This is a genomic window from Pseudomonas sp. GD03842 (genome assembly GCF_029841165.1).
GTDB lineage: Bacteria > Pseudomonadota > Gammaproteobacteria > Pseudomonadales > Pseudomonadaceae > Aquipseudomonas.
In genome coordinates this window covers 284,443-310,626 of the sequence record NZ_JAOCEA010000006.1, presented here as the reverse complement: position 1 = coordinate 310,626, position 26,184 = coordinate 284,443, and the positions used below count along the sequence as shown (strand labels likewise).

Genomic DNA, 26,184 nt, shown 5'->3' with positions numbered 1-26,184 from the left:
TCCAGGAGACGCATCATGCTTAAAATCATGCACCGCATTGCCGCTACCAGCCTTGCCGTTCTGTGTCTGGGGGCGTCCATGAGCTTCGCCGCCAGCCCGCCGATGGTGGGAGGTGCCGCGATGTTTCCGGACAGGACCATCGTCCAGAACGCGGTGAACTCCAACGACCACACCACACTGGTGGCTGCAGTGAAAGCTGCGGGCTTGGTCGACACACTCAACAGCAAAGGGCCTTTCACGGTCTTCGCACCGACCAACGAGGCATTCGACAAGCTGCCTGCCGGTACCGTCGACACCCTAGTGCAGCCGCAACACAAGGCTGACTTGACCAAGATTCTGACGTACCACGTAGTGCCCGGCACACTGACCGCCAAGCAATTGATGGCAGATGCTCAGGCTCACGGCGGCAAAGTGATGCTCAAAACCGTCCAAGGCGAGCCGCTGACCGTCATGATGCACGGTGGAAAGCTCTGGGTGATGGATGCCAAAGGCAGCAAGGCCGCTATCACCATCACCGATGTCATGCAGGCCAATGGCGTCATTCATGTCATCGACACCGTGCTGATGCCCAAGTAAGCGCATACAGCGAGGCGGACATCAGGGGGGTGTCCGCTTCAGGTCGTGTGGTGTCGGCCACGACAGACCGCCGTCGAACCATCGTCCCCTATTCGTGGACGGACACAAGAGACTTCTCATCCCTTGACGGGCTTTTTCAGCGGCAGGATCGAGCACCAGACAGGCCGCTCTGCGCCTGAATGGGTGTTTGGAGCGAGTGGGCCATTACAAACTGCTAGAAGAGGGATGATTGGGGGAGCCGCCTGAGCACTGGAAAGGTCCGAGCCTCTCCTGTGCACGATGCTTATTCATCCATGCGACGTCTCTGCAGGGACATAGGTAATCGATTGGCAAGTGTCGAACGACACTAATCGTTGATTTCGTACCCGCTGCTTTTGACTCGTTATCGCCCCCCTGTTTTCCGAACCTGCTCGCGCTCAGAAACGGGTGGCCATCATGCTCGGGTGAAAATCCGCCACAACATTTCTCTGATCGAATCCAGCCTAGCGTTTGCAGCGACTCGCTGCTCGGCATCGTCTCCAGCGACATAGACGTCAGAAAAACCCGACTTCGATCCGGCCATTGTTCGATAAATAGAAGCGGCCTGATCCCATTCGTCGCTATTGCTTGCAGGATTTTCTTTTAAAATCTGGACAGTCGCATCGATACCACCGTCAAAATCGTTGCACTTCTCATTGTGGTAAATCGCTTTCAAGTCAGTCAGCAAGCCGACAATTTCAAACGCTTGCATAAGTTCTTCTCTCATTTATCGGTGCAGGGAAGCCAAAAAATTCCCCACCAGCAACCTTCCAAGGCTCATGAACAGAAGCGTCTACCCACCGGCCCGCTGGCGACGCTGCGGCTCGACGCCATGAATGAACACGCTGTAGGTATCGGCCGGACGTTTGCCGCCGCCCAGATCCAGGGCATGGCCAATCGCGCCCCGGTGGTAGGTGCCGTGGTTGATCAGGTGGAAGAAGATTTCCTGGCGCGTCATCGTCCCGTGCTGCCCGTCCGCAAACACAAAGCTTAAGGGGCTGCAAAGCTCCGTCGAGGCAAGGCGCGTCAGGTAATCGGTAGCCCAGGCGTTGCTTGCAGTCAGCCGCTGCGTAAGCACGTGCAGGTCAGGAACGACCTCGGTATTGGTTGCCGGATGTGGCGCTCGCTCGCCCAGCAGGCGGGCTTTGAACAGCTCCTCGACAATGACCATATGGTTGAGCTGTTGGCGCATGAATGCCAACCCTGGCGAGGCCGGATTTTTGTGTTCGAAGTCTGCCAACGCGGCCAAGGTGCGATCATCGGCCCACACTTTATAACGGTATGCATCCTCCAACATTTTCGCTTCCTACGCGTGGATTGAATTCCGGCGAAAGGGTAGCACTGCCGTGCAGGCGGCAGCTAACGGCCAAAAGCGGACGCTGGACAGCCCCCCGCGGTATGAGTAGCGTGCACTCGAAACATCGTCTAATTAGAGTTGGCTCATGGTTTCTATCGTTGTTCAAGAAGAGGTTCGAGACCGGCTACGTCGTGCTGAGAACGAGCATGACGTAAAAGTTCTTTTAGCTATTGAGTCTGGCAGTCGTGCCTGGGGTTTTGCTTCTCCCAACAGCGACTACGACGCACGCTTCATCTACGTAAATAAACCCGAGTGGTATCTCTCTGTCGGCCTCGAGGAGCAACGCGACGTCATTGAGTATCCGATCATTGACGACATGGATATCAGTGGCTGGGATCTACGTAAGGCACTCAGGCTATTCTGGAAGTCCAATCCAGGCTTTGTGGAGTGGATACAGTCGACCATCATTTACGAGCATGCTGGCTGTTTCCACGAGCGGGCAAAGGAGTTATTGCCGCAGGTGTATTCGGTGGAGAGGGGCATCTACCACTATCGCAGCATGGCCAAAACCAACTATAGGGGATATTTGCAGGCCCCTCAGGTACCGATGAAAAAATACTTCTACGTTCTGCGCCCGCTGTTATCGGTGCGGTGGCTTGAGCAGTTTGGTACACCTGCCCCCATAGAGTTTGAGAAGCTGCGCGGTGTCATCGAGCGAGAGTCCGGGCTCCAGCAGGCCATTGATGAATTGCTTGCGATCAAGCGCGCGTCTCCGGAGATGGGGTTATCACCCCAGATCACTCCCATCCAACAATTCATTGAGCGTGAACTGAATCGACTTGAGTCGATTAAGCCTATACGCACCGAGCGCAAAGACGTCGAGCCATTACTTTCGGAGCTGTTTCGAACTGTACTCAAAGAAACCTGGGGATGAGGTGCCAGTATGAGGTGCCTAGGGAAATAAATCGTTTGAAAAACCGATGACGGATCGTCAAAGCAATGCGCACCCGTTCACTTTGACCGTCCGCTCCGGATCGACAGCAGACGTTGGCAGCCTCCCCCTATGCTGATGAGCAATGGGAGTGAGCCAAAAGCCGACTCAAATCGCTCATAGCATGAGTAGCCACAGAGCAGTTTGAATTTTCGAAATACTCAGGGTTGAAGCACGGTCATGCGAAAAGCACCTGCGTTACTCGCGGCATGTTCGACTGCTTCATTGACTGATGCTAGAGGAAAGGTGCTGACCGCGTAGTGACTCAGCGGAAGCAGGTGTGCGCGGATCAGGCCCACAAGGGTAGCCACTGCGCTACGCGGGTACATCCACTGGCCTGTCAGGGTAATGTTATTGCGCATCAGCCAAGGATAGGGCAACGCCAGGTCATCACCGCCCAGCATGCCAACGCCGCCCATCAAAACAACTCGGCCATAGGGCCGTACCGCCATGACCGCCGCACGTACCGTGGACGTTGTGACGGAGGGTGGGAGTATGTCCATGACGCAATCGATGGGCCCCTGCGCAGCAGCCTGCATCGCATCCCGGTCACGGGCCTCGTCGCCGCTGAGCACCACGGGCACTACCCGATCACCGAACCGTCGTAGCAGGTCGGCAAGGGTATCGGCATTGCGCCCGGGCGTCACAACGCGTGCAGCCCCCATCGCAAGCGCCACAAGAACGGCTGCACTGCCAAAGTGCCCGGTCGCGCCACTGACCAGTGCAGTTTCTCCGGGTCTCAGGCCTGCCGCCAGCCAGCCTCCATAAGGGATGAGCAAGGTATTGAGGGCGCACCACGCGGGAGCGTCTCCTGTCTGGATATCGCCAATGGGTACGGCGTTTTCAGTGGGCACCCGCATGACTTCTGCGAATGGCCCATCGTGGTAATAACGATGCAGATGCAGCCCCCCGTCACCGCGAGCGCTCCAGCCTTGGAGTACGATATCCGGCATCAGCGCATCATCCCGAGAACGTACGGTAGGATCACAGAACACCCAGTCTCCGCAACGCAGCCTTGTCGCGTCCGGCCCTACTTCCAACACCTGACCGATCGCACCACAGCCCGGTATGAGTGGCAGCTCTATGTTGTAACGGCGAGCACCATTGAACACTTCGTTTGCATAGGCCAGTACCGGAGCGGCCACGACGCCCACCAATACTTCGCCGCTGCCACGGGTGGGTGTAGGGACGGATTCAACGAAAAGGGGCTGATTCAAGGATTTCAAAATGGCGGCGCGCATGGTTATCTCCTTCTCACAAAGCGCCAGTGTGCGCGAGGCAGCGCTTGTAACAAGGGCGGCGCCTAACCTAGGATTGCCCACTCCCCCCTTCGATATTTCCGCCATGAGCCGACGCCGAGAACTGGGCCTGTTTCTTCGCTCCCGCCGTGAGGGCTTGACGCCTGAAGCCGTAGGCCTGGCCACTGGCTTGCGACGCCGCGCGCTCGGGCTGCGCCGTGAAGAGGTGGCCGAGCTTGCCGGTATCAGCGTGGATTGGTACACGCGCTTGGAGCAGGGCCGAGTCGGTTCGCCGTCGACACATACCCTCGATGCGTTGGCCCGCGCGCTACGCCTCGCGCCGGCTGAGTACGCGCATCTGCAACTGCTCATCCAGCCCCACTCCGCACCTGCTGTACCGGCGCAACGAATACCTGCTGCGCTGGCACGCGTAGTCGAACAGTGGCAATACCCCTCTTACGTGGTCAACGAGCGCTGGGACCTGCTGGCCTGGAACGATGCAGCAGCTGCGGTGTTTGGTGATTTCGGCGGTCAGCCAGGAGAGTGCGCCAACCTGCTGCGCTATATGCTGCTGGATGACACGGCCCAGCAGGTTTTCGGTGACACTTGGGCCGAGGAGGCGCAACGCATGGTGGGCAAATTCCGCAGACTGTATGACCAGCACGCCGGTTCGAAGGCATTCGACGCCCTCATCGGCGATCTCAACGACGCCTCTGCCTGCTTTGTCACTTGGTGGCAGCGGCACGACATCATCTCCCAAGGCACAGGGCGCAAACACTTGCGCGACCAGTCTGGCATCCTTCGCGCATTCGAATACCTCAGCATGCACCCGGCGGATGCACCTCAGCTGCGCTTGGCGTTATACATGCCGGTGGCCTGAGCGACAGACGGGGCGGGATTGCAGTTGCTTGGTCGGTGAGTGTTCGCTTTCGGCCAAGAGCCGACTCCCACCCTACTGCGGCTAACGACCCAGGGCTGCCCTGGGTCGTTATGGTTGGTTTGTACAATGAACGCTCAGCGGTTCACGATCCTGCGTCTTCAGCGGACAGCTGTCGACCCGAAGCGGTCGGTCGGCCACATGCACTCTCCCTTTCCTCGCTCAAGTGCTGCCGGTGCAGGACGCCTACTGAGCGACGATCCTTGCGATACCAATGCTGTGACTTAATTCGCACTAGGGCGCGTGGCTTCGTCGCACAGTGCGCCCAGCCAAACCATCACCTGCTCGTTGTATTTTATTCTCGCTTTCCAGCATGATCCCGAATCGGCCAGACAGCTCTTTTCGTCCCTTGGATGTCAATGCGAGTGCCCGACTGTCAAGGTCCTGGATGACCCATTTGCGGCTTATGGCCGTCTGCAGAAAAGCCGCTCCGAGCGCTCCGGCGAGATGAGGGCGCCGCATGCTCCAGTCCAGACAAGGGCACGCGAAACGACGGCGTAGTGCCTTTACTTTTTCTATATCAATACCGAGATCGGTCATGGCTTTTTCGCCGCTCATCGTGAGCTGATACGTCCTTTCCCCAGAAGCCGGCACCGTTAACCAGCCGACTTCCATGAAACGGTCATGCAGTTGCACAGCCAATGTTCCTGCCATGTGGTCATAACAGGTACGCGCGAACTGCAATCGGGTTGGGGTCGTGCTCACATATCGGGTATCTGCGTTTTGGCTGATCACCATGAGCGCCTCGATAGCCTGAGCCACTTGCGCGTCAGCCAGACTGTAGTAGCGATGCCTGCCCTGGGTGTGCAACCTAACCAATCCGTCCTCTGTCAGTCTCGCCAAATGCGCGCTCGCCGTGGATGCACTCACGTCGGCGACGACGGCCATTTCGGTACTGGTACGGGCATGACCGTCCATCAGCGAACAGAGCATTTTCGTCCTGGCCAATTCGGCAATAGCGCCGGCTACCCTGGAAATCGCGGTGTCAATGCTTCGACCATCCATATTTCGTTCCTGAGCGAATCGTCACCATGAAGAATGTTCGATAGTAGCCGTTCTTTGTGAACTGGACTTCCGGAATGACACCTTTTGAAGCCGCTACCCATTCAGATCCCTACATTTATTACTCAGGTCTCAGGCGACAAAACGGCCTGCTGTTCGATGCAGATCTTCGTTTATGGATTGCAAGCAGTGCCAAAGCTGTCGAAGCCATTCTGGGGCATCCTGACTGTCTGGTGCGTCCGCTAAACGAGCCGGTACCTCCTGCCATTGCGCAAGGTGTGGCAGGAGTGATTTTCGGTCGTCTGATGCGCATGAACGAGGGCCCGAAGCACCTATGCCCCAGGATGGCTATTGAACCTGCCTTGGCCTCTGTCGAGACAGATTGCATAGCGAACGTCGTGTCTCGCGTGTTCGAGACCCTCGATAACCCGGTCGAAAACCTAGATGAGTTGATGTTCACGTTACCGGTTTCTGTCGTTGCCGCCTTGATAGGCCTTCCATCCAGCCGGCTAAGGGAAGTCGCGAGGCTGACACGTAATTTTGTCGCCTGTCTGTCACCCTTAAGCGACAGCACTCAACTCGACGAAGCTCATTCCGGAGCCACTCGGCTTAGTCAGTTATTCAGCGCGCTGCTGAGTAAGGGCGATGAAAGTAGCCGCTTCTTGAGCCATATCTGGAGCGGGTGCGAAGCCTCCGCCTGGACAGATCATGATGCATTGATTGCTAACCTGATCGGCCTTTTGTCACAGACCTGCGAAGCCACCGCAGGCCTGATCGGCAATACCCTCGTAGCACTCCATCGTGACCCTGATCTGATTAAAGACATGCAACCCACGTTGACGCTCGTTGCAGACTTCGTGGAAGAAGTCGCGCGCTACGACTCGCCTGTGCAAAACACCCGGCGATTCGTTGCGAAGCGATGCACCATCGGGGACTGCGTCTTGGAGGCGGGTGATACCGTTCTAGTGTTGCTCGCTTCAGCCAATAGGGATCCCTACGCGAACCCGGACCCCGATAGCCTCTTGGTAAAACGGACGCAGCGACGAATCTTCAGCTTCGGCTCAGGAAGACATCAATGTCCCGGCCAGCGACTTGCATTAGCAATCGCCTCTGAGGCGATTTCGGCATGGCTGCATCTACAACCAGCCTTATCTGCTCATCCTTACCGTTGGCGTTATTTGCCCTCGCTTAATGGTCGCATCCCTCATTTTTATCGTGAACAGGAACTCAGCAATGATCGCCGTTATCTTTGAAGCATGGCCTCATGAGGATCAATACGAGCGGTATCTAGAACTTGCCGGTGAACTGAAACCATTGCTAGCAGAGCTGGATGGGTTCATCTCGGTTGAGCGTTTCCAAAGCCTAAGTGAACCGGGAAAGGTTCTCTCGCTGTCATTTTGGCGTGACGAGGAAGCCATCAAGCGTTGGCGCGGCCTTGAGCGGCATCGTGCGGCTCAATTAGCAGGCCGTAGGCAGGTTTTCGATGACTATCACCTGCGCGTCGCCCAAGTAGTTCGAGATTACAGTTTTGAGGATCGTGATCAAGCGCCGAGCGACAGCAAACAAGTTCATGAATGAAAGAGGACTCACCATGACCAGCAAACAGGTTCCCATCAACTCCGGTTACGGCGCGGCAACCACCGCCGCAGAGGTACTTGAAGGTTGCGATCTATCCAACACCACCGCCATTGTCACCGGGGGGCATTCCGGCCTGGGCCTGGAGACGACGAAAGCACTGGCGAACGCTGGCGCGCGCGTCGTTGTCGCGGCGCGTGATGTAGACGCTGCTCGCGCAAAAACGAGCGCAATCGCCAATGTAGAAATCGAGCGACTTGATCTTTCCGATCAGACCAGCATTCGTGACTTCGCTCAGCGTTTCCTGGCAAGCGACCGACACGTCGACATCCTGATCGGCAGCGCGGGGGTCATGGCTTGCCCAGAAACGCGGGTAGGAGCGGGTTGGGAGTCACAGTTCGCCACCAATCATCTGGGGCACTACGCCCTCGTGAATTTGCTATGGCCTGCGCTCAGGGGTCGAGCAAGGGTGGTAGTGGTGTCATCGGCGGGGCATCACCAATCGGGTATCCGTTGGGACGATGTGCAATTTACGCGGGGCTACGACAAGTGGTTGGCATACGGGCAGTCGAAGACGGCCAATGCATTGTTTGCTGTCCACCTTGATCGACTCGGTCAAGACGAGGGCGTACGGGCCTTCTCGCTTCACCCCGGCAAGATTCTCACTCCACTTCAGCGTCATCTGGCGCAGGATGAGATGATTGCCGCCGGCTGGCTCGACATCAACGGCCACCTTGCCGATCCAACATTCAAGACGACGCAGCAAGGTGCGGCAACCCAAGTTTGGGCCGCAACAGCCCCACAGTTGAATGGCATGGGAGGCCTCTACTGCGAGGACTGTGAGATCGCTTCGCTGGATGCAAGCGAACCACCATCCTTTGTCGGCGTTCGGCCTTATGCCGTCGACCCTGATCAAGCCGAACGCCTTTGGGCACTATCGGCTCGACTGACAGGTATTGACGCTTTTGAAAGGACATGAGTGATCGGTACAGAATGTCCACACCTCCGTTGCTATCTGTCCGAGGCTGAAAAATTTCTTTGGCTGCGCAGCGGAGAAACTGTCCATTGCCGCCACTGTCGCGCACGACGGAAGAACTGGGCGAAGACCCTGAACGAACAATTGGGATAGGCCAGGCGACTTCTTCGAAAGGTTACGTCCATTCAGAAAGCTCGATGAGCTTTGACAATAGTTCGCCCTCCTCTGCGCCGCATAACCTAACCGGCAGGGGGAGGTTCATCGCTCAAAAATGAATGTGAAACCGAACTCTGATTGCAACTGGCGGATCAGGATCAGAGAGGAGCGATGCAGAGACGATGCCCAGCTTGGGGCCATTAGAGGACCTGTTGAGCAGGCGATGATTGACTCGCTTCGACTCAGCTCTAAGGATGCGATAAGTCTGTAGCACGGAGATGTCGATCGGTGAAGGCTCCAGCTACATTGACCCTCTACGCAAAACGCAATTTCGCGACCGTTTGACCCGCACCCTCCGAAGCAATGAGCATGGTCCAGCCAAACCGTTCACAGATCCGGCGGGTGATAAACAAACCAAGACCTTGCCCACCACCCTGTTTAGTCGAATCGCCCAGGGCGCGGGTGTAACGTCGGGCGGCCTCGGCGGCATCGAAGTCGCCGGTACTGTTGACGATGCTGAGCCGGTTGGCGTCAAGGCTTATCAAGATGGGCCCTTCGTGGCTGTGTTCAGCCGCATTGCGCAACAGGTTGCTGACGACAATGCGCACCATGGCTTCGGGGCACTCAAGCACCACAGGATGGAGCTCATCGATCACGAACGCCGCGCCGGAGCCCTGCAGCAAATACCCATGATCTTCAATCAGCGCGGCAGTGAGGGTATCCAGCCGAGTGCTCTGCACGGGGCTGGTCAGGTCTGGCTCTCTGGACAGAAAGAGCAGCGCCGACATGATTTCTTTCAGAGTGCCGACCGTGGACTCAATTCGCGCGAGGGGGCGCTCTGCCTCAGGTGGCAGTTCATACAACTTGATCACGTCAACCGCGCCGGCAATCACTGCGATAGGCGTGCGAAATTCGTGGCTGGCCTGGTCCAGGAGGCTGCGCTCCCGTTCGATAAAGCGCTCTACCCGCTCCAGATGGCGGTTGACGATAAGCGCTATGTCTTGCAGCTCCTTCAAGGTGAAGTCGGTGGCGAGTCGTTGGGCCGGTTGTTCCGGGTCCAGTTGCTCCATTCGCTGCGCGAGCGCCTGCATCGGCCTTTTCATGGTGCGGTAAATCCAGAGGATCGCCCCCAGAATCATCACGCCACTAAGCAGCGCGATGAGCACGCTCACTCGCGCAGTCATGTTCTGATAGCTCTCAAGGTCCGTGATGTCGACGGACATGATGACGCGTCCGTCTGCCACCGGCGTTACGAGCACGGCATAACTGCGCTCGCTGTCGTAGAAGTCCAGTTGATGCTCATCGTGGAATCCCGCATCGAGCCGCGCGAAATAGCCGGGCATGTCCGCTGGCACCTCGTTGCTGGTAAGGTGCCAGCCCCGGATCACGCCGCTAGCGGGAAGAGGTTTGCCTGGGATCAGCCCTCCTCCAGACACATAGGGGTCGGTGCTCGATTGCAGAATCTCGTGCCAGACCGGATGCACGATCATTTGTTGGCTCAGGTTACCCTGAACTGTCAGCCCCGCCGCCAGGATCAGGCCGAAGACGAAAAAGATCGCGCTGATCCTGCGGCTCAGACTGCTGGCTGCCATGGATTGACCTCATTGGGTTGACTCATTCATCGGCTGCATGGAGACGATAACCGCTGCCCGCCACTGTTTTTATGAGCTTAAGTGAAGCCTCGCCATCAACGGCCTTGCGCAGCATGTACATGTGCGAGCGCAAGGCATCATGGTCCGGAACGCGGTCATTCCAGATCAGCGATTCTAGTTCATCCCGACGCACCAGATTGGGTGACCGCCGCATCAGAAATGCCAGCAGTGTTCGTCTCACAGGGGTCATGGGGATGGTCTTGCCGGCCCGGGTCACCCGCAAGGTGCCGAGGTCGAAGCGCAAGTCGGCCACTTCCAACACCTGGGATTCCAGTTGCGCGCCGTTCACCCGCTGGGTGACCACCCGCAGCCTGATCTCGAGCTCAGCAAGGGCCACCGGTTTGACGATGTAATCGTCCGCGCCGGTCAGGAACCCCTGAATCTTGTTCTCAACCTGATCCTTGGCCGTAATGACGATCACCGGGATGCGGGATTTCAATGTCGTGCGCAGCTTGGCCAGCATCGTCATCCCGTCCATCCGCGGCATCATCCAGTCCAGGACAATGACGTCATAGCGCTCACTTGCCAACAGGCTTAGGCCCGTCTCCCCATCGGGGGCGGCGTCGGGGTGATGCCCGCAGGCCCGCAGGTAGTCGTAGATATTGGCAGCCAGGGCAGCGTTGTCTTCGATGATCAGAACGCTCAGGGCCTGCTTGACCGAGTTATCCATGCTTGACGCTCAATAATTGGAGCGGAAAGAGCCGCGCCTGTTTTCCATCGGCCACCCACTGCGCCTATTCGACCGGCTGGAGCGCGGTGCGGATCAGAAGCCTCGCGATATCCCGAAGAACGCGGACATCGAACCGTCGGTGTCGTTGTCCACCAGCGGGCTGTCGGTGATTTTACCGGGCAGGTGCGCGTACGACACATTGGCGACGAACGCCCAGCGTTCGGCGAATGGCCGGACGTAATCCAGCCCCACTCGTTGAAGGGTCGCGCGGCCGGGTCGGTAGTCGACGACACCGCGAGCGGTTTCGCCAGGCAGCGTACCGTAATAATAGTTCGCCAGCTTTTTCGAAAGATGGGCGACGCCGATGTGGGGCGTTAGGCTGTTCTGGCCCCACTGAATCGGGTAACCGTAGGTCAGGCCTGCCTCGTAGCCGTCGCTCGCGCTGCTGATGTCCCTTTTGATATTGAGCTCAAGCTCACCGAACGCGCCGCTCCAGCGGCCGGCCAAACCCAGGTCAACGCCGTCATCACGGTCTTTGAGCAACGACCGGTCGATCCCACGCTTGGCCAGCTCGCGCCTGCCGAAGTCCGATCGATCAATGCCGTCCATGCGTGCGGAAAGCGTTGCGTCGAAAGCAAACCCGTCGCGCTCGAACAGATGAGCGCCGCCTGCAATGCCGCGCCAGAATAAGCGCTCTCCTTCGTAACTGATCAGCGGAAACGGCGTCAGTTGCGCGTTCTGACCGGCGTACACGCCACTGGACAATGCGGCGCCAAGTCCGAGGCCCCAGCGCGCCTCCTGTGCTTGTTCAGTGAAAACCGGGCTGGATTCTGTGAGCGTGGTTTGCGCGTTGACGACGGTGGAAGCAACACAGACGGTCAAGGATAAAATCAGCGAAGGTTTCATTGCATCTCCTGACATGGAGTCGATTGAGGAAAGGCCAGGGGCCGCATGCAGGAAGAACTCTGAGCCACGAATGTCGTTGGAATGTCGCCGGGAAGTGCCGGATGGATTGCCGCAGAAGGTGTCGCCGAGATTACGTCGGTATCGATCCAGCCCAGGTAATTGCTGGAATACCGCACGGCGTTGCCAGGGCGCAGGTAGATGCCCTTGGCAATTTCGGCCGCCAGGTATTTTTCGATCACACCTCTTTGTTGAGCCCGGTCGGTTGCGCTTATCAGCGCATTGATGACATCGGGCCCCGGTTCCTTGAACACCACGCCCTCGCCCGTGCCGGTGAGAACGGCGGTACCGGTAGCGATGGCCGGCCGATCGACCATAGGGATGCGCCCGCCTTGGTACGACCACGTGCGCTTCTTCGCCTGAGCGAGTGTTTCCTGAACGATCATGCGCAGGTCCTTGATCATGTCACCCGCGTTCGCGTGCTGACGCCGCTCGCCGTCGACATGGGTTTCGATAACCACTCCGGCCAAAAAGGCTTTCCAGTCTTTGGGCACCACCAAAAATGGCCCGACGGGGAAGCGGTCGCTGCCGCTTTTGGCGTCAGGGAAGCCGTCGCCGGAGGTGACATCTTTCAAGTTGATGTTCCTGACCAGCGTTGCCCGGTCGCTGAAGTCGCCGCAAAGAAAGAATCCCTTGCGGGCTTCATCGAAGTCGGCGACCGACCTCAGCTCTCGATCGAACCGTGCACACACTTCAACCTCGTAATCCATCAAAGCGCCCGGCGCCGCGACTAGTTTCGAGCGAGGGCCGCTGGCCGACGAAATCTTGGGGAACAGGAATGCTTCCTCGACGCCCACTTCTTTGCCGTGTTCGGGGTAATTGGTGCCCGCAGCGATATGCGCCACGCCCCTTGGCCCGACGCCGAGCAGTCGTCCCAGCGGATGCGTCTGCGTGCGGGACTTCTCCCCTGCCAGCGCATCGAGTTGCGCAACACCGAAGCGGTCGATGACGTCGAAGGCATCGGCGCTGTACAGCCCGGCGAGTTCACTCAAATCAATGGCCGTTACGCTGGCATCAGTGCGCGCGATAACCAGCAGCGTGCTGGTCACTGTGCCTTTTCGCACCTGAGCGAAGGTATGCGCAGTCGCCACAGGCGCGAGGCCGGGGGAAGTTGTGGAGGAAAGACTGGAAGGCGCCGCGCTGCAGCCGGGAATGGGCAATGCCAGCGCAAATGCCACGACCAATGCCAGCGGAAACGCCAGCTTCGAGGCGGGTACGGCGGTACGGTTTGGGGACATGGGAGGTCTCGGTATGGGCTGATCGGGAGCGCCCATTCTGTTGACCTGCTGTCGTTGGTTTGTCGTCCGGGGTCGAACCGTCACCCTTTCAGGGGCAACGCATGGCTAGAAGTTTCCTGCTACGGCGTCGATCATTCACAAGGGGTTAGATCAGCTCAGCAGAGTGCTGGAGGCTGCAATCGGCCAGAAGCGGACACCTGGCCAGCGTGCCCGCTGCACCTGACTGGCAATGCGCCGGGACCTGATGAGCCAGCATCTTACGAAGAGGCTAGACCAGCTCCAGACGGTCAATGCGAGGTGACAACAAGCAGGCTAGCGGGGGTAATACCAAGGGCTTCCTCTAATTCGCATGAGGCCAATTGCGGCTCAAGTCGCCAAGCCGGAGTGGGCCATTCTCAATCTGAGAGATCCAGCGACATTTTTCCGATTGTGGGCCAAACGCATAAAAGTCTTTACCGGATTCCCGTCTATTTCTGCATCAGCCTCAGTCCTAAAGTTCGTCCTGCAGGCGCAAAACACGATTCAACTTGGGAAGCCTTCTCACCAGACGTCAAAAAGATAAATCAACTGTGAAGTTCATGCTTGGTATTGCGACCAACTACTCGTGGCGGCGTATCGACTAAATTTCTAACTAAGCATTTAGACTCGCATTGAGGAAATACATCATGAAAACTTCTATTACTCTCATCGCACTGTTGGGCTTCAGCGCTGCGGCAATGGCGCAAGAAGGTGCTGTCAGCGCTCAAGCACAACAGCCCATTGTCGAGCAATACAGCTATGTAACCCATCTCGACGTCGCCAAAGTTATTGCAGAAGACCAAGTACCGGATGTATGCGGAGTTGTACCTATGCATATGACCTATCAAGGCTCTCAGGGCAAAAGGCATACGCTGGCATATCAAGTGATGGGCAATGGTTGCAGCAACGGCTGATCAGTGACTTTGCACATTTGTTGCGCCTCGCAGCGTTATATCGCCGAGGCGCAAATATTCACATTCCTCCAAGCTTTCAGTTGATGAGTTCCTGAGCAGTGCTCGCCAGCTTACTGCCCACCCGTACCTTCAGCGCATCAATGAAGCGGGTAATCTTCGCGTCCACAGATTGCCGAGATGTGTATACGGCATATACGTTGCGCTCATACGTATGGTATTCGGGCAAAACCCGCACTAGCTTTCTAGAGCGCAAATCCTCAATAGCTGTAAATCCAGCCAACAGGCCGATCCCGGCTCCCTCGCGTATGGCGACCGCCATCGCATCCATATCATTTACGCTGAAGGTTGGCCCTGACGGGGCGAACGTTGCGTCTCCTGAGTTGCTCTTTAGCTGCCATTCATCTCTCATATAGTCCACAGTTCCCAGCAGCAGGCATTGGTGATCGCAGAGATCAGCAGGTGTAGCGGGCGCAGGATGCTCCTCTAGGTATTCTGGAGACGCTACCAACACACAATGGCTGACACCTATCTTCTGGCTGACATATGCCGAGTCGGGCAACGTCCTGGCAATCAAAATCGAAATATCCAACTGGTCTTCAAGGAGGTTCGGCATTCGTTGTGACAGCATCAGATCGACCGTGACTTCCGGGAACTCCTTGCGATACTCCAGTACCGCGCCGGTGACGAGTTGCCGGGCGAGGCCTGGTACGCAATGCACCCGCAGCGTTCCCCTGGGTTTCAGTGCGGCATTACTCGCTTCGGCTTCCGCGCTCTCAAGGTCTGCCAGAATCTTGATGCAACGCTCGTAAAACCTGCGCCCTGCATCCGTCACAGCGAGACGTCGAGTCGAGCGCTGTATCAAGCGGGCATCGAGCACGCTTTCAAGCGCAGAAACTGCACGGGATACGTTTCCTACCGTGGAGTCCATATAGTTTGCCACCGCAGTAAAGCTGCCCATCTCGACGACTTTCACGTACACCGACATGTTGGAAAGCTTGTCCATCCTGAGCTCCTGTAGGACTGCGCGTTATTGAAATTGCCGCAGATGCTACACCCTCACCTCAGGACTCGATATTACCTCTGTGCACAACAATGATTCACTTTTGGCTGGCTAAATCAGAAGGCAGACCTTCCATAGACTTGGTTCCACGGATCGCTTGAGGCTCCGCAGCATTGCTCCTCAGACGCTTGATTTCATACGAATCCCTGACAACTAATGAAGGCCAAATCATGAATATTCCCTACGATTCGCTTTACCTTTTCATCGACGGTGAATGGCTCAATGCCGATGGACGCAATACGGCATCGGTGGTTAATCCGGCAACCGGTCGTGAAATCGGACGTGTCCCACTCGCTACAGCAGGTGACCTGGATCATGCGTTGGAAACCGCTCGACTGAGCTTCGAAGTATGGCGCCACACCACACCTGACAAGCGCGCGAAAACTCTCAAGCGTGCAGCCGATCTTATCCTGGAGCGAGCACCTCACATTGCCGCGCAGATGACGCTAGAAGAAGGCAAGCCTCTGGGTGAAAGCATGGACGAAGTGTTGCGTGCCGCCGAGTATTTCGAATGGTTTGCCGAAAGCGCCCGCCGTATCGATGGACGCGTCGTGCCTGCAAACCGTCCTGGCGTACTGCAATTGGTGAAGCGTCAGGCTATCGGCCCTGTTGCTGCGTTCACCCCTTGGAACTTCCCCGCTATTACACCCGCTCGAAAACTCTCAGCAGCGCTGGCTGCTGGTTGCAGTGTCATCCTCAAGCCTGGTGAGGAAAGCCCTTCCACCGCGCTGGCTCTGGCGCGAGCCCTTGATGATGCTGGGCTTCCAAAAGGGGTGTTGCAAGTGGTCTTTGGTGTTCCAGATCAGGTTTCCAGTCATCTGATCGCTTCATCGATCATTCGCAAGGTCACCTTTACAGGCTCGGTACCTATCGGACGACTTTTATCTGCCCGCGCTGCCGACGGCGTTAAGCCCATCACGCTCGAACTAGGTGGCCACGGCCCCGTGCTCGTATTTGAAGACGCTGACATTGAAAAAGCCGCAGTAGAAGGCGTCGCCAATCGGTTCCGAGGGACAGGGCAAGTATGCATTTCATCGACCCGGTTTCTGATCCAGCGTGGCGCCTATCAAACGTTCGTTGATCAATTTGTCAGTGCCACTAAAGCCCTGAAAATCGGCAATGGCCTGGATCTTGAGACTCAAGTCGGGCCGCTCGCCAACCCGAGGCAACTGGCAAAAATGGAAGAGCTGATAGCCGATGCAGTCGAGAAAGGTGCACGGGTATTGGTAGGTGGTGAGGCCTTGCCAGGTGAAGGCTTTTTCTTTCAGCCAACCGTACTGGCAGATGTCCCTATGAACGCCCGCGTCATGCATGAAGAGCCCTTTGGCCCCATCGCTGTACTGATGCCGTTCGATGACTTGGCTGATGGCCTGAAAGAAGCCAATCGCCTTCCTTATGGACTCTCTGCCTACGCCTTTACCTCCAGCGCTCGAACTGCAATCGATGTCGCTGACGGGTTGGAGGCCGGAATGATCGGGATCAACCAGTACCGCATCGTCGCCACCGAGCTGCCATTCGGCGGCATGAAAGAAAGTGGTCACGGTTCAGAGGGTGGCGTCGAAGGCATTGAGCACTATCTCACCAACAAATTCATCAGTCAGGTTTAAGGAGGCAGTCACATGTCCACTATCAATTTCAGTAGCCCCCGCGAAGCAGCCCGAGCGTTTACACCCAAGCTGTCGCAATTTGTCGACTCAACGCTTTACCCGCAAATCTGGAGTGATCCAGCACTGTCTCCCCGCGACCGCAGCTTGATCACCGTCGCCGCATTGATTGCCGGTGGTCACTCGGAAGAGCTGCCTGCGCACTTGCAGCGGGCAGTCGGTAATGGTCTGACACATGACGAGATTGCTGCTGCGATCACCCACTTGGCCTTTTACGTGGGCTTCCCCGGCGCCATCACCGCATCTGCAATTGCCAACGCAACGCTGACCGAATCGGAGAAAAACTAGGATGAAAGCTATCAACATCAGAGAGTTCGGCGCGGCGGAAGTTTTAGAGCTCGCCGATGCCCCCAACCCTGAGGTACGTCCTACCGATCTCCTGGTGCGTGTATATGCGGCGGGTGTGAATCGGGCAGATCTGACTCATCGGACTGGTGGCTATGGCCATCCAAACTTCGGCGACTCATTGATAATCGGATTGGAAATTGCTGGAGAGGTCATCGAAAAAGGGAGCGCGGTTTCAGGATTTGAAGTGGGGGATCGTGTGATGGGTGTGGTAGGAGGAGGTGCCTATGCCGAGCTGGCTCGTATCGACTATCGCATGGCCATGCAAATCCCGGCACAGCTCGACTATGTCCACGCAGCGGCAATTCCAGAGGTCTTTGTTACCGCTCATGAGGCAATGATGCACCTTGCTCGGTTGAAGTCCGGTGATTCGGTATTGATACATGCTGCCGCTGGTGGCGTAGGGTCCGCCGCAGTGCAGTTGGCTTATGCCACAGGCGCCACGGTGTATGCCACGACGGAAGGCAGCAAATTATCGCGAGTGGAGCATTTGGGCGCCGATGTCGCGATTGACTACAAAACACAGGATTTCGCCCAGGTCATTGCTGATAAAACCAAAGGTCGTGGTGTCGATGTCGTAATTGATTTTGTCGGCGAGCCTTACTTCGCGCGAAATATTGCGTCCCTGGCACATGGCGGTCGAATGATCCAAGTCGGTATCCTCGGTGGTGGCGGCAAAGTAACCGTGGAGCTGGAACAAATTCTCTATCGTCACCTGCAAATCATCGGCACCGTCATGAAGTCGCGCACCCAGCCCGAGAAGCACGACATGATCAGTCGGTTCCGAGAGCACTGGTTGGATCGCTTTGATGGTGCGGGAAGCCTGGAGCCCGTCGTCGATAGCACGTTCCCGCTGTCGCGGGCTGCCGATGCTCATCGCAGGATGGAGTCTTCGGAGAATGTTGGGAAAATTATTTTGACGATGCAACCCGAGGACTTGGTGTAGCAGAACCGGCGCCCATACCGATTCGCCTAAAGGTGCCTTACAGGCACCTTTAGCTGTTCGAATCTGCCTCTCTTGAAGATGGCCGGGCAACTTGTCGCGCGGCCTCCCTTGCACGTTCTACTAGCTTCCGGTCGACCGCTGACCTATTACGAGGGCCGCATTGGGTCGATAGCTGCCTTCGCCGAATGATTGAGGCTCTGTTCAACTATCAGCAGCGTATGGCGGTAAGCAAAACAGTTGCGACTTGCGCCTGATCAGGCACTGATCGAGAGAGCATGTCCAAAGCATTTACGCATGACCTTGGGATAGGTCGTACAAGGCGTCGCGCTACTGCGAAGCTGACGACTATATGGTCGGAACCGTTCCGCCATCGATCACATGTTCCGAGCCTGCTATTGAAGCGGCGCGTGGCGACACAAGAAAAGTAATGAAATCCGCCACTTCCTGCGGCTTGGCGGGGCGGCCCACGGCAATTCCGCCGAGCCAGTCCATAATCAGTTTTTTGCCACCCTCGTAATCCGTGTCGTGCTCGCGCGCCATGCGCTCGGCGAACTCAACCGACGCCTCAGTCTCGATCCAGCCCGGGGAGACACTCAACACGCGCACCCCCTTCGGCGTGACTTCCTTCGAAAGGGACTTGCTGTAGGTCGACAGGGCCCCCTTAGCCGCGGCGTAAGCGGTCGTCGATGTCCAGAGTGGAAGGATGCGCTGGATCGAGCTCACGTGCAGTACGACGCCTGCGCCATTTGCTAGCATTCGCGGCACCAGTGCACGATCCAGGCGTACCGCAGACATGAAGTTGAGGTTCAGTTCATTGAACCAGACGGCGTCATCGAGGACCGCGAAACCACCGACCGGAGCGGTCGAGCCTCCAAGATTATTGATCAGGATGTCGACGCTGCCCCAGCGCTTTTCGACCGCATCAACCAGCTCGGCCACCCCTTCAGCAGTCGACAAGTCGGTCATTATGTAGGTCACACCCTGCAACGGCTTCTCCGGGGCCGAGCGTGAGGACGTCATCACCTTTGCGCCAGCATCCTGCAAACTTTTGACGAGGGCAGCGCCCAAGCCTTTGGTGCCGCCAGTGACCAGAGCGCGCTTGCCTTTCAATTCGAGGTCAAAACTCATGCGTTGATCTCCAGCGAATCGATCAGACCACGATCGAGGCCGAAGCGGTAGGTCAGATTGGCAGGGCTGCCGGGGAAGTCGCCGGTAACCTTGGCGCGGACGACGTGGTACCCATCGTCGTCTCTCTTGTCGAACGGCTCCGTCGTGGCGTTGTATTTGACCGATGCGGCGCCTAGGAAGGCAGTGATGGACTGGACGCCTTCGTAGGTGTGGCCATCGTCCTTCAGGATGGCATCTGCTTTGAAGCACTTTGCCAACGCTTCCGGATTGTGTGCTGACGCGAAGTATTGAGCGATGGGTTCGGGAAGCATCAGGGTGCGCATATTTTTGGCCTCAAGTGTTGACTGACGCCCCATCATGCACACTGCCGTTTCATCAGAGAATAATCTATAAAATGTGTGGGCTATGTAGGATCGCGCTCATAATGCAGCGGCCCGCCCGCCGTTGGAAAAATGCTTGGTCAGGATTGTTTGAAGGGGCCTCGATCCAGCAGACAGTCGATGAAGGCACTTAGGAGGGCAGGTTGATGCTGCCTGTTCGGGTAATACAAGAAAAGCCCGGGCCGCGTAATCGACCAGTCGGCAAGTATCTGGATGAGCCGCCCCTGCGCCAGTAGCTCGCCCACGCCATCCCGCTCGAAGTGATAGGCAATCCCCAGTCCGTCCAGCGCGGCGGCAATGCCGATGTCGGGATGGTTTGTGATAACGGGCCCATCGACAACGACTTCCATGCTCTGCTCACACTTCTCAAACTCCCATCGATAATGCCTACCTTCCACCTGCAGCCGCCAGTTGATACAGGCATGCTGGTGCAGATCGGCGGGTGAACTGGGTGTGCCGTGTAGGGCGAGGTAGTCGGGGGACGCCACCACGACCATATTCATGTCCGGCGTCAGGCGGATGGCGACCATGTCCTTCTCGACCTGCCCGCCCACGCGAATGCCTGCATCGAAGCGGCCACTGACGATATCGACCAGCGCATCATCAACCACGATGTCGAGGACGATATCGGGGTGAGCTTCATGAAAGCGTGCGAGGCGTGGCGCAATGATGGTTCGGGCGCCGATCCCAAGCGTGTTGATGCGCAGCGTACCACTCATCCGCCCTGTGGCCTCGCTGGCTTCGGCAACCGCCACGTCCATCTCGCGAAACAGTGGGGCCAAGCGCTGATACAGCTGCTCGCCGCTTGCCGACGGCGCGACGCTGCGAGTGGTGCGATTGAGCAAGCGGCTGCCAATGCGGCTTTCTAGCTGGCGAATGGTCTGGCTGAGCGCTGAAGGCGATAGGCCGAGGTATTCTGCTGCTCTAACGAAACTCTGCCGCTCGACGACCGCGACAAATGCTTTGAGCTCGGAAAATTCAGATCCACGCATTCTGGCTGATATCTACATGAAAGCTCTCATTCTAGGCCTGCCTTCAAACTAATAACATCGCATCTGCGCTTACACCGTCACAATGAGCGCTGCATAGCGATGTTTGTATGAATAGTGCCAAGGTTGTGCCGTTGACGCATGAATGCGGACGCAGGCGAGGCCTGTTCTTTCCGTTCGAAGTCTGCCAAGGGGGCCAAGGTGCGCTCATCGGCCCATACTTAATACCGGTACGCATCCTTCAGCATCTTCGCTTCCTACGCGTCGATTCAACTCCGGTGGGAGGGTCGCACTACCATCTAGGCGGCAGCTATCGGCCAGAAGCGGACCTAGTAGGATTAAAACCAATGGCTCTCTTTATCGTTCAGGACTCAAATTCGATGAGCAGACTTTCAACCTTGATCGCAGAGGCTCGGTCAGGGCTTTCCATCCAAGAGCGGATCCCCGATGAAAGATGGGTGGCGATAGCATCACAATGCGAGGCTGCGGAAATTGCAGAGATCGAAAGACGCATCATGTGCCTCAGGGCCGAGCTGGAGATGGTCGAAGAGTGGGATGGCGACACGATGGATGACATCAACATTGCCATAAGCCATTTTTCTCAGCTATTGAACATAGCGACTCGCGGGCCTTGATTACTCATTGCCCTGGTTTAAACGCATCAGAAGCAGTCGAGCATGACTGACCGTACAACCACTTGCCGACTATGGCAAAAGGCTGCTTTCGACCGGTAGCAGTCATTCACCCCGACATGACAGGCCGAATCAAGCCCTCTACGAGTTTGTTCGAAACTTTTGTTATTGGCTGATGCCGACAACGAACTCCAGGAATGCACGTACCTTTGCCGGGGGCAAGTGCCGCGAAGGATAGAGCGCGTACAGCGGGAAATATTCATCTGGCCAATCGGCAAAAAGTTCGATGAGGCGTCCTTCTCGCAGTGCAGCCTCTACGCCGAGTTCCAACACCTGAGCGACGCCCTGCCCCTCCTCACAGATTCGGTGCATGGTGCCGACATCGTTGACCATCAACCTCCCGTGCGTTTTGACAGTCAAGCGCTCGGCGCCTCTGTGAAACTCCCAGGTGAACGGCTTGCCGGTTTGGGGATTTCTGAACTCCACGCAGACATGAGCCGAGTGCTCAAGCTCGGTCGGGTGTTGGGGATGACCGTGCTTTTGCAGATAAGCGGGAGACGCGACTGTGAGGACGCGCGTTTTCAGCAAAAGCCTCCTTATGAGTGAAGAGTCAGGTTGCTCGCCAAACCGCACAGCCAGATCGACACCCTCTGCCACCAAGTCGCCCAATTGTTCCCGAGTGAAGAGATCCAGCTCAATTTCAGGGTAGGTTTCCATGAAGCTTCCAAGAGCCGGTGCCAGGATCACTCTGGAGAAATACGGATCAACATTCACCCTGAGTCGCCCCCGCACTGTAGTAGCACTGCCCGATGCCATCGTCGCTGCCTCTTCAAGTCCGGCAAGCAATGGCGCTATCTCTTCATAGAGTTGGCGTCCTTCAGCCGTGAGCGTGACTGACCGGGTCGTTCTGTCGAATAGGCGGATACCGAGTCTTGCCTCAAGCCGCGCAACTGCTCTGCTGACGCCTGACTGGGTCATGTCCAGCGCACGCGCCGCATTGACGAAACTTCCACTGTCGACCACTGCAGACAGCACTCCCATTCCACTGGCCAGTCGCCCATCGAAGCTCATTAATGATTCTCTGTCATGTATGTAATGCCATCCATGATATAGCCGAATTTATTAGCTCAAGGCAATATTCCTCTCACGGCGGTAACGGATCGCTTTGGCGGAGGAACGAATATGTATACGGTAATGGGCGTGTCTGGCCAGGTCGGAGCACACGTTGCTCGCGCTCTTCTTGACGCTGATCAACGGGTCAGAGTAGTGGTTCGTGATGCCGAGAAAGGCAACGTATGGGCGACTCAAGGATGTGAAGTTGCGATAGCGGATGCTAACGACGTCAACGCATTAACGAGGGCCTTCCATGCCAGCACGGGTGTGTTCATCTTGCTGCCCCCCAACTTTGACCCTTCCGAAGGTTTTCCGGAGACTCGCATCATCGTTGAAAACCTGCGCACCGCCCTGGAGCACGCCAACCCCAGGAAGGTGGTGTGCATTTCAACCATTGGTGCTCAAGCGCGTCAGTCTAACTTGCTCACTCAGCTTCAAATCCTCGAGGAGGGCTTGGGATCTTTGAACACGTCTGTCACATTCCTGCGCCCTGCCTGGTTCATGGAAAACTGCCTTTGGGACATCGAGCCCGCCAAGGGCCGGGGCGTGATACCAAGCTTCCTTCAGCCGCTGGACAAGCCAATTCCAATGGTCGCTACAGCGGACGTAGGCAGGGTAAGCGCTGAATTGCTGCAGGAGGAGTCTTCGGGCAAGCAAATCGTTGAGCTGGAATCTGAGCATCAAGTCACTCCCAATGACATCGCTGCTGCGTTTTCGGAATTGCTGAATAAAGACGTAAGAATGGAAGCAGTACCCAGCAACACCTGGGAAGCGGTGTTCAGCTCTCAGGGTATGAAGAATCCTCATCCGCGCATTCAAATGCTTCATGGATTTAATGAGGGCTGGATCCGGTTCGAGGGTGTTCCCCGCAAGGGGCGCGTAGGGTTGAAAGACGTGTTGTCAGAGATGCTTTCATGCTGATGCTCTTGGTTCTAATGCCGTGCTGCCTAAACTTGAACTTACGTATTGGTGGCGGCCGAGGGTGAAAGAGCTTTTTTAGCGTATCAAGATAAGTTTCATCAAAAAAAGCGCTCCATCAAATAGCTACATCCTTCTGCTTCCGAAACATGACTATCCAATAGCGCGGCTTAACTACCGAGCACGGCCTGACGTTACAAACGACTAGCGATTCCAAATAGTGATGAAGATTGGCCCTTGAGCAGACCCTAAGTGACGTTGGGTGACTTCTCAGCTGATGGCTGATCCGTCGATCAAATCCTCCTTGATCAGTAATTTGAATCACTCGTTACAGCCCAGCAAGCCGGGTGACGGCCTCATACAGGAGAAAAAATATGAGCAATAAATCTACCGCTTTAGTGATCGGTGCTTCTCGCGGACTTGGTTTGGCGCTCGCCGAGGAGTACCTCACACGTGGCTGGCAAGTCATTGCAACCACTCGTAGCACTTCTGAAGGTCTGGACAAACTGCAGCGACGCTTTGGCGTTGCGTTGGAGATCGAGCAAGTCGACATAATTGACTTGAGTTCCGTAAAGGCACTGCGCCGACGCCTGGATGCGCGTGAACTGGACACCCTTTTCGTAAACGCCGGCATCTGCAAAGCCAACGAACTTACGCCTGTCCAGGTTGCAGAGAAAGACTACTTGGATATGTTGCTCACCAACGCCCTCAGCCCAATGCGCGTCATCGAGCTTTTTCATGACCGTGTCAAAGGTAACGGCGTCGTTGCGGCCATGTCGTCGGAGCTGGGCAGTATCGCTGACAGCACCGGTTTCTGGGAGCTCTACAGCTCCAGCAAAGCCGCACTGAACATGTTGATGAAAAGCTTTCACGCGCGCCATGTGGAAGACACTCGCGCGCTACTGCTCGTCGCTCCAGGTTGGGTTCGTACCGACATGGGTTCGCAGGACGCGCTGCTGGAGGTGTCCGAGAGCATTCCGTTGGTCGTTGACGTTGTCAATCGCAACGCCGGAGTACCGGGCCTGCGCTTCATCAACCGCCACGGTGACGAACTGCCTTGGTGATACGCTCGACTCGTCCGGAGAATAGGCCTAAGGGGGAAACTTTAAGATCTGGTGGGTGAATCCATGACATTCGCAGATCGAAATCTGATATCTGATCGATAGGCGTGAAAGCGGGGTTCATTGCCCCGCCGTCACGTAATCAATCGAGCAACGTGACGGTGCTTGAGGTGGGCCAGAAAAAACCCTCGAACACATTCTCGACCTGATTCAAGTCGAGCGCCGGACAGCATGGCTTACTCATGGGGCGAGCGCAGATGCAGTGTCCGCTTTGGGTCGATTTCAGCCGCTCGCGCGAGGAGGCCCGCCGACTGAAGTCGATTGTTCGATCATTAATGCTTCATCCAGATGCTCACAGCCCCTCAGCACGCCGGGCGTGGCGGCTAGCCAAGGGGCCGAGAGCAAACAATTACCCTAGCTCTCGCTCGAGTTGTTCTCTGTCCAACGCGCCATCCCAGCGTGCAACGAAAAGGGTGGCGACCCCGTTGCCAATCACGTTAATCAACGCGCCGCCTTCCGAAATAAAGCGATAAACCCCCAGCACCAACACCAGTCCGGCAGCAGGAATGACGTCAATTGAGCCCAGCGTCGCGGCCAAGGTGATGAAAGCCCCACCGGTCACACTGGCTGCTCCTTTGGACGTCAGTAGCAGGATCAGCAGCAAGGTCACCTGATGATAAAGTGATACGTCGATGTCCAGCGCCTGGGCGATGAAGATTGCGAGCACCGTCATGTTGATACAGCTGCCGTCGAGGTTGAAACAGTAGCCGGAGGGCACCACCAGGCCCACGGTAGATTTCTCGCAGCCAAGCCTCTCCAACTTGCCCATCAGACGCGGAAGTGCCGACTCCGAGGATGAAGTACCCAGCACCAGAACCAACTCTTCGCGGATGTACTTGAGAAATTTCCAGAGGCTGAAGCCGGCCAGTCGCGCCACGATATTCAGGACCACAAAGACGAACACCAGGCCTGTAATGTAGTAGCACACCAGCAGGTTTACGTAGGCTCCCAGCGACTGGACACCATACTTACCAACAGTAAATGCCATACCACCAAACGCCCCAAGCGGTGCGAGATACATGACGATCTTGAGCATCCGGAAAAACGCTTTGGCAATCAGGTCGATGGTGTTCAGCAATGGCTTGCCCACCTCCCCCAGGAGTTGCAGCCCGAACGCGAACAACACGGAAATGAAGAGCACCTGGAGGATGTCACCATCGGTGAACGCCCCGAATACCGTGCTCGGAATGATATGGGTCAGAAACCCAACGACGCTCTGGTCATGAGCCGCTTTGGCGTATCCAGCGATCGCTGATGCATCCAGCGTCGCAGGATCAATGTGCATACCCACTCCCGGCTTGAGCAGGTTGACACCGATCAGGCCAATGATTAATGCGATGGTGGTCAGCACCTCGAAATACACGAGGGATTTGAAGCCGATCCGCCCTATGCGCTTGAGGTCCTGCATACTGGCTATCCCGCTGACCACCGTACAGAAGATGATCGGCGCAATGAGCATTTTGATCAGCTTGATGAACGTGTCACCCAGCGGCTTCATCTGCTCACCCAGCCCTGGACTGTAATGCCCCAGGATGACACCCAGAACGATGGCGACGAGCACCTGAACGTAAAGATGGCGGTAGAAGGGTCTACGACGTGGCAAGGCGACGTCGGCTGTGTCTATCGAAGAGCTGATTGTTTTTGTCATGGCTCTACCTATTTTTTAA

Annotated in this window: 27 protein-coding genes; 13 read left to right on the top strand and 14 right to left on the bottom strand. The window is 56.7% G+C overall.

Features of this window, described 5'->3' with window-relative positions:
- Positions 1-78 precede the first annotated feature (78 nt).
- Complete coding sequence (locus N5D61_RS11530) at positions 79-576, top strand: fasciclin domain-containing protein (RefSeq protein ID WP_279892743.1); 498 nt, start codon at positions 79-81, stop codon at positions 574-576.
- 433 nt (positions 577-1,009) lie between these two features.
- Here N5D61_RS11530 and N5D61_RS11525 read toward each other — a convergent pair whose 3' ends face one another.
- Positions 1,010-1,306: a hypothetical protein gene (locus N5D61_RS11525; protein ID WP_279892714.1), complete on the bottom strand. Its 297-nt coding sequence runs from the start codon at positions 1,304-1,306 to the stop codon at positions 1,010-1,012.
- Between the two features lie 81 nt (positions 1,307-1,387).
- On the bottom strand, positions 1,388-1,891 hold the full coding sequence (locus N5D61_RS11520; protein ID WP_279892712.1) for a DinB family protein: 504 nt from the start codon (positions 1,889-1,891) through the stop codon (positions 1,388-1,390).
- A gap of 145 nt (positions 1,892-2,036) precedes the next feature.
- On the opposite strand from N5D61_RS11520, the gene N5D61_RS11515 reads away from it, so the two are divergent.
- Positions 2,037-2,825 (top strand): nucleotidyltransferase domain-containing protein, encoded by a 789-nt coding sequence (locus N5D61_RS11515; protein WP_279892711.1) that lies wholly within the window; start codon positions 2,037-2,039, stop codon positions 2,823-2,825.
- A gap of 218 nt (positions 2,826-3,043) precedes the next feature.
- Here the strand turns inward: N5D61_RS11515 and N5D61_RS11510 are convergent, their stop codons facing one another.
- Positions 3,044-4,123, bottom strand: a complete 1,080-nt coding sequence (locus N5D61_RS11510; protein WP_279892709.1) for a zinc-binding alcohol dehydrogenase family protein — start codon at positions 4,121-4,123, stop codon at positions 3,044-3,046.
- 103 nt (positions 4,124-4,226) lie between these two features.
- On the opposite strand from N5D61_RS11510, the gene N5D61_RS11505 reads away from it, so the two are divergent.
- Complete coding sequence (locus tag N5D61_RS11505) at positions 4,227-5,000, top strand: helix-turn-helix transcriptional regulator (protein ID WP_279892708.1); 774 nt, start codon at positions 4,227-4,229, stop codon at positions 4,998-5,000.
- 291 nt (positions 5,001-5,291) lie between these two features.
- Here N5D61_RS11505 and N5D61_RS11500 read toward each other — a convergent pair whose 3' ends face one another.
- Positions 5,292-6,062 carry a helix-turn-helix domain-containing protein gene (locus N5D61_RS11500; RefSeq protein ID WP_279892706.1) on the bottom strand — a complete coding sequence of 257 codons (771 nt, stop codon included), beginning with the start codon at positions 6,060-6,062 and terminating at the stop codon, positions 5,292-5,294.
- Positions 6,063-6,136: 74 nt separating this feature from the next.
- Here N5D61_RS11500 and N5D61_RS11495 point away from each other — a divergent pair, with 74 nt between their 5' ends.
- Genes N5D61_RS11495 through N5D61_RS11485 form a run of 3 tightly spaced genes read left to right on the top strand, consistent with a single transcriptional unit; the run spans position 6,137 to position 8,613 of the window.
- A complete protein-coding gene (locus tag N5D61_RS11495; protein ID WP_279892704.1) occupies positions 6,137-7,312 on the top strand; it encodes a cytochrome P450 in 1,176 nt (391 codons plus the stop codon).
- Positions 7,293-7,637: an antibiotic biosynthesis monooxygenase gene (locus N5D61_RS11490; RefSeq protein ID WP_108239018.1), complete on the top strand. Its 345-nt coding sequence runs from the start codon at positions 7,293-7,295 to the stop codon at positions 7,635-7,637. The genes N5D61_RS11495 and N5D61_RS11490 overlap by 20 nt, the downstream gene beginning before the upstream one ends.
- A gap of 13 nt (positions 7,638-7,650) precedes the next feature.
- Positions 7,651-8,613: an SDR family NAD(P)-dependent oxidoreductase gene (locus tag N5D61_RS11485; RefSeq protein WP_108239017.1), complete on the top strand. Its 963-nt coding sequence runs from the start codon at positions 7,651-7,653 to the stop codon at positions 8,611-8,613.
- 467 nt (positions 8,614-9,080) lie between these two features.
- On the opposite strand, the gene N5D61_RS11480 is transcribed toward N5D61_RS11485, so the two are convergent.
- The 4 genes from N5D61_RS11480 to N5D61_RS11465 form a co-directional block, all read right to left on the bottom strand.
- Positions 9,081-10,358 carry a HAMP domain-containing sensor histidine kinase gene (locus tag N5D61_RS11480; RefSeq protein ID WP_108239016.1) on the bottom strand — a complete coding sequence of 426 codons (1,278 nt, stop codon included), beginning with the start codon at positions 10,356-10,358 and terminating at the stop codon, positions 9,081-9,083.
- A gap of 22 nt (positions 10,359-10,380) precedes the next feature.
- Positions 10,381-11,088, bottom strand: coding sequence for a response regulator transcription factor (locus tag N5D61_RS11475; protein WP_108239015.1), 708 nt, complete (start codon positions 11,086-11,088; stop codon positions 10,381-10,383).
- A gap of 93 nt (positions 11,089-11,181) precedes the next feature.
- Positions 11,182-11,994 (bottom strand): MipA/OmpV family protein, encoded by an 813-nt coding sequence (locus tag N5D61_RS11470; RefSeq protein WP_108239014.1) that lies wholly within the window; start codon positions 11,992-11,994, stop codon positions 11,182-11,184.
- Positions 11,991-13,289, bottom strand: a complete 1,299-nt coding sequence (locus N5D61_RS11465; protein WP_279892700.1) for a fumarylacetoacetate hydrolase family protein — start codon at positions 13,287-13,289, stop codon at positions 11,991-11,993. The genes N5D61_RS11470 and N5D61_RS11465 overlap by 4 nt, the downstream gene beginning before the upstream one ends.
- A 665-nt stretch (positions 13,290-13,954) precedes the next feature.
- Here N5D61_RS11465 and N5D61_RS11460 point away from each other — a divergent pair.
- A complete protein-coding gene (locus tag N5D61_RS11460) occupies positions 13,955-14,221 on the top strand; it encodes a DUF2790 domain-containing protein (protein WP_279892698.1) in 267 nt (88 codons plus the stop codon).
- Between the two features lie 76 nt (positions 14,222-14,297).
- On the opposite strand, the gene N5D61_RS11455 is transcribed toward N5D61_RS11460, so the two are convergent.
- Positions 14,298-15,224 carry a LysR family transcriptional regulator gene (locus N5D61_RS11455; protein ID WP_279892696.1) on the bottom strand — a complete coding sequence of 309 codons (927 nt, stop codon included), beginning with the start codon at positions 15,222-15,224 and terminating at the stop codon, positions 14,298-14,300.
- 227 nt (positions 15,225-15,451) lie between these two features.
- On the opposite strand from N5D61_RS11455, the gene N5D61_RS11450 reads away from it, so the two are divergent.
- The 3 genes from N5D61_RS11450 to N5D61_RS11440 are packed head-to-tail and all read left to right on the top strand — an operon-like array spanning position 15,452 to position 18,236.
- Complete coding sequence (locus N5D61_RS11450; RefSeq protein ID WP_279892694.1) at positions 15,452-16,888, top strand: NAD-dependent succinate-semialdehyde dehydrogenase; 1,437 nt, start codon at positions 15,452-15,454, stop codon at positions 16,886-16,888.
- A gap of 12 nt (positions 16,889-16,900) precedes the next feature.
- Positions 16,901-17,233, top strand: a complete 333-nt coding sequence (locus N5D61_RS11445) for a carboxymuconolactone decarboxylase family protein (protein WP_108239009.1) — start codon at positions 16,901-16,903, stop codon at positions 17,231-17,233.
- Position 17,234: 1 nt separating this feature from the next.
- Complete coding sequence (locus tag N5D61_RS11440; RefSeq protein WP_279892692.1) at positions 17,235-18,236, top strand: NAD(P)H-quinone oxidoreductase; 1,002 nt, start codon at positions 17,235-17,237, stop codon at positions 18,234-18,236.
- A gap of 345 nt (positions 18,237-18,581) precedes the next feature.
- Here the strand turns inward: N5D61_RS11440 and N5D61_RS11435 are convergent, their stop codons facing one another.
- The 3 genes from N5D61_RS11435 to N5D61_RS11425 form a co-directional block, all read right to left on the bottom strand.
- Positions 18,582-19,364, bottom strand: a complete 783-nt coding sequence (locus tag N5D61_RS11435) for an SDR family oxidoreductase (protein ID WP_108239007.1) — start codon at positions 19,362-19,364, stop codon at positions 18,582-18,584.
- Positions 19,361-19,687 carry a nuclear transport factor 2 family protein gene (locus N5D61_RS11430; RefSeq protein WP_108239006.1) on the bottom strand — a complete coding sequence of 109 codons (327 nt, stop codon included), beginning with the start codon at positions 19,685-19,687 and terminating at the stop codon, positions 19,361-19,363. The genes N5D61_RS11435 and N5D61_RS11430 overlap by 4 nt, the downstream gene beginning before the upstream one ends.
- A 137-nt stretch (positions 19,688-19,824) precedes the next feature.
- Entirely contained in the window at positions 19,825-20,736 is a 912-nt protein-coding gene (locus tag N5D61_RS11425; RefSeq protein WP_279892691.1) for a LysR family transcriptional regulator, read from the bottom strand.
- Between the two features lie 344 nt (positions 20,737-21,080).
- Here N5D61_RS11425 and N5D61_RS11420 point away from each other — a divergent pair, with 344 nt between their 5' ends.
- Positions 21,081-21,368, top strand: coding sequence for a hypothetical protein (locus N5D61_RS11420; protein ID WP_347881576.1), 288 nt, complete (start codon positions 21,081-21,083; stop codon positions 21,366-21,368).
- Positions 21,369-21,530: 162 nt separating this feature from the next.
- Here N5D61_RS11420 and N5D61_RS11415 read toward each other — a convergent pair whose 3' ends face one another.
- Complete coding sequence (locus tag N5D61_RS11415) at positions 21,531-22,436, bottom strand: LysR family transcriptional regulator (protein WP_108239004.1); 906 nt, start codon at positions 22,434-22,436, stop codon at positions 21,531-21,533.
- A 111-nt stretch (positions 22,437-22,547) separates the two neighbouring features.
- Here N5D61_RS11415 and N5D61_RS11410 point away from each other — a divergent pair, with 111 nt between their 5' ends.
- Complete coding sequence (locus tag N5D61_RS11410) at positions 22,548-23,399, top strand: NmrA family NAD(P)-binding protein (RefSeq protein ID WP_279892688.1); 852 nt, start codon at positions 22,548-22,550, stop codon at positions 23,397-23,399.
- 371 nt (positions 23,400-23,770) lie between these two features.
- The gene (locus tag N5D61_RS11405) at positions 23,771-24,460 is read left to right on the top strand and encodes an SDR family NAD(P)-dependent oxidoreductase (protein ID WP_279892687.1); all 690 of its coding nucleotides are present in this window, start codon (positions 23,771-23,773) and stop codon (positions 24,458-24,460) included.
- Between the two features lie 406 nt (positions 24,461-24,866).
- Here N5D61_RS11405 and N5D61_RS11400 read toward each other — a convergent pair whose 3' ends face one another.
- Positions 24,867-26,165: a dicarboxylate/amino acid:cation symporter gene (locus N5D61_RS11400; protein WP_279892686.1), complete on the bottom strand. Its 1,299-nt coding sequence runs from the start codon at positions 26,163-26,165 to the stop codon at positions 24,867-24,869.
- Between the last annotated feature and the right edge of the window lie 19 nt (positions 26,166-26,184).

Coding starts and splice junctions, on each gene's coding strand:
- N5D61_RS11520 (WP_279892712.1), bottom strand. CDS start 1,891: ATGTTGGAGGATGCATACCGTTATAAAGTGTGGGCCGATGATCGCACC.
- N5D61_RS11460 (WP_279892698.1), top strand. CDS start 13,955: ATGAAAACTTCTATTACTCTCATCGCACTGTTGGGCTTCAGCGCTGCG.
- N5D61_RS11405 (WP_279892687.1), top strand. CDS start 23,771: ATGAGCAATAAATCTACCGCTTTAGTGATCGGTGCTTCTCGCGGACTT.
- N5D61_RS11410 (WP_279892688.1), top strand. CDS start 22,548: ATGTATACGGTAATGGGCGTGTCTGGCCAGGTCGGAGCACACGTTGCT.
- N5D61_RS11400 (WP_279892686.1), bottom strand. CDS start 26,165: ATGACAAAAACAATCAGCTCTTCGATAGACACAGCCGACGTCGCCTTG.
- N5D61_RS11425 (WP_279892691.1), bottom strand. CDS start 20,736: ATGCGTGGATCTGAATTTTCCGAGCTCAAAGCATTTGTCGCGGTCGTC.
- N5D61_RS11480 (WP_108239016.1), bottom strand. CDS start 10,358: ATGGCAGCCAGCAGTCTGAGCCGCAGGATCAGCGCGATCTTTTTCGTC.
- N5D61_RS11530 (WP_279892743.1), top strand. CDS start 79: ATGAGCTTCGCCGCCAGCCCGCCGATGGTGGGAGGTGCCGCGATGTTT.
- N5D61_RS11470 (WP_108239014.1), bottom strand. CDS start 11,994: ATGAAACCTTCGCTGATTTTATCCTTGACCGTCTGTGTTGCTTCCACC.
- N5D61_RS11495 (WP_279892704.1), top strand. CDS start 6,137: ATGACACCTTTTGAAGCCGCTACCCATTCAGATCCCTACATTTATTAC.
- N5D61_RS11435 (WP_108239007.1), bottom strand. CDS start 19,364: ATGAGTTTTGACCTCGAATTGAAAGGCAAGCGCGCTCTGGTCACTGGC.
- N5D61_RS11515 (WP_279892711.1), top strand. CDS start 2,037: ATGGTTTCTATCGTTGTTCAAGAAGAGGTTCGAGACCGGCTACGTCGT.
- N5D61_RS11415 (WP_108239004.1), bottom strand. CDS start 22,436: ATGAGCTTCGATGGGCGACTGGCCAGTGGAATGGGAGTGCTGTCTGCA.
- N5D61_RS11500 (WP_279892706.1), bottom strand. CDS start 6,062: ATGGATGGTCGAAGCATTGACACCGCGATTTCCAGGGTAGCCGGCGCT.
- N5D61_RS11440 (WP_279892692.1), top strand. CDS start 17,235: ATGAAAGCTATCAACATCAGAGAGTTCGGCGCGGCGGAAGTTTTAGAG.
- N5D61_RS11450 (WP_279892694.1), top strand. CDS start 15,452: ATGAATATTCCCTACGATTCGCTTTACCTTTTCATCGACGGTGAATGG.
- N5D61_RS11510 (WP_279892709.1), bottom strand. CDS start 4,123: ATGCGCGCCGCCATTTTGAAATCCTTGAATCAGCCCCTTTTCGTTGAA.
- N5D61_RS11445 (WP_108239009.1), top strand. CDS start 16,901: ATGTCCACTATCAATTTCAGTAGCCCCCGCGAAGCAGCCCGAGCGTTT.
- N5D61_RS11525 (WP_279892714.1), bottom strand. CDS start 1,306: ATGCAAGCGTTTGAAATTGTCGGCTTGCTGACTGACTTGAAAGCGATT.
- N5D61_RS11475 (WP_108239015.1), bottom strand. CDS start 11,088: ATGGATAACTCGGTCAAGCAGGCCCTGAGCGTTCTGATCATCGAAGAC.
- N5D61_RS11430 (WP_108239006.1), bottom strand. CDS start 19,687: ATGCGCACCCTGATGCTTCCCGAACCCATCGCTCAATACTTCGCGTCA.
- N5D61_RS11420 (WP_347881576.1), top strand. CDS start 21,081: ATGGCTCTCTTTATCGTTCAGGACTCAAATTCGATGAGCAGACTTTCA.
- N5D61_RS11465 (WP_279892700.1), bottom strand. CDS start 13,289: ATGTCCCCAAACCGTACCGCCGTACCCGCCTCGAAGCTGGCGTTTCCG.
- N5D61_RS11455 (WP_279892696.1), bottom strand. CDS start 15,224: ATGGACAAGCTTTCCAACATGTCGGTGTACGTGAAAGTCGTCGAGATG.
- N5D61_RS11490 (WP_108239018.1), top strand. CDS start 7,293: ATGATCGCCGTTATCTTTGAAGCATGGCCTCATGAGGATCAATACGAG.
- N5D61_RS11505 (WP_279892708.1), top strand. CDS start 4,227: ATGAGCCGACGCCGAGAACTGGGCCTGTTTCTTCGCTCCCGCCGTGAG.
- N5D61_RS11485 (WP_108239017.1), top strand. CDS start 7,651: ATGACCAGCAAACAGGTTCCCATCAACTCCGGTTACGGCGCGGCAACC.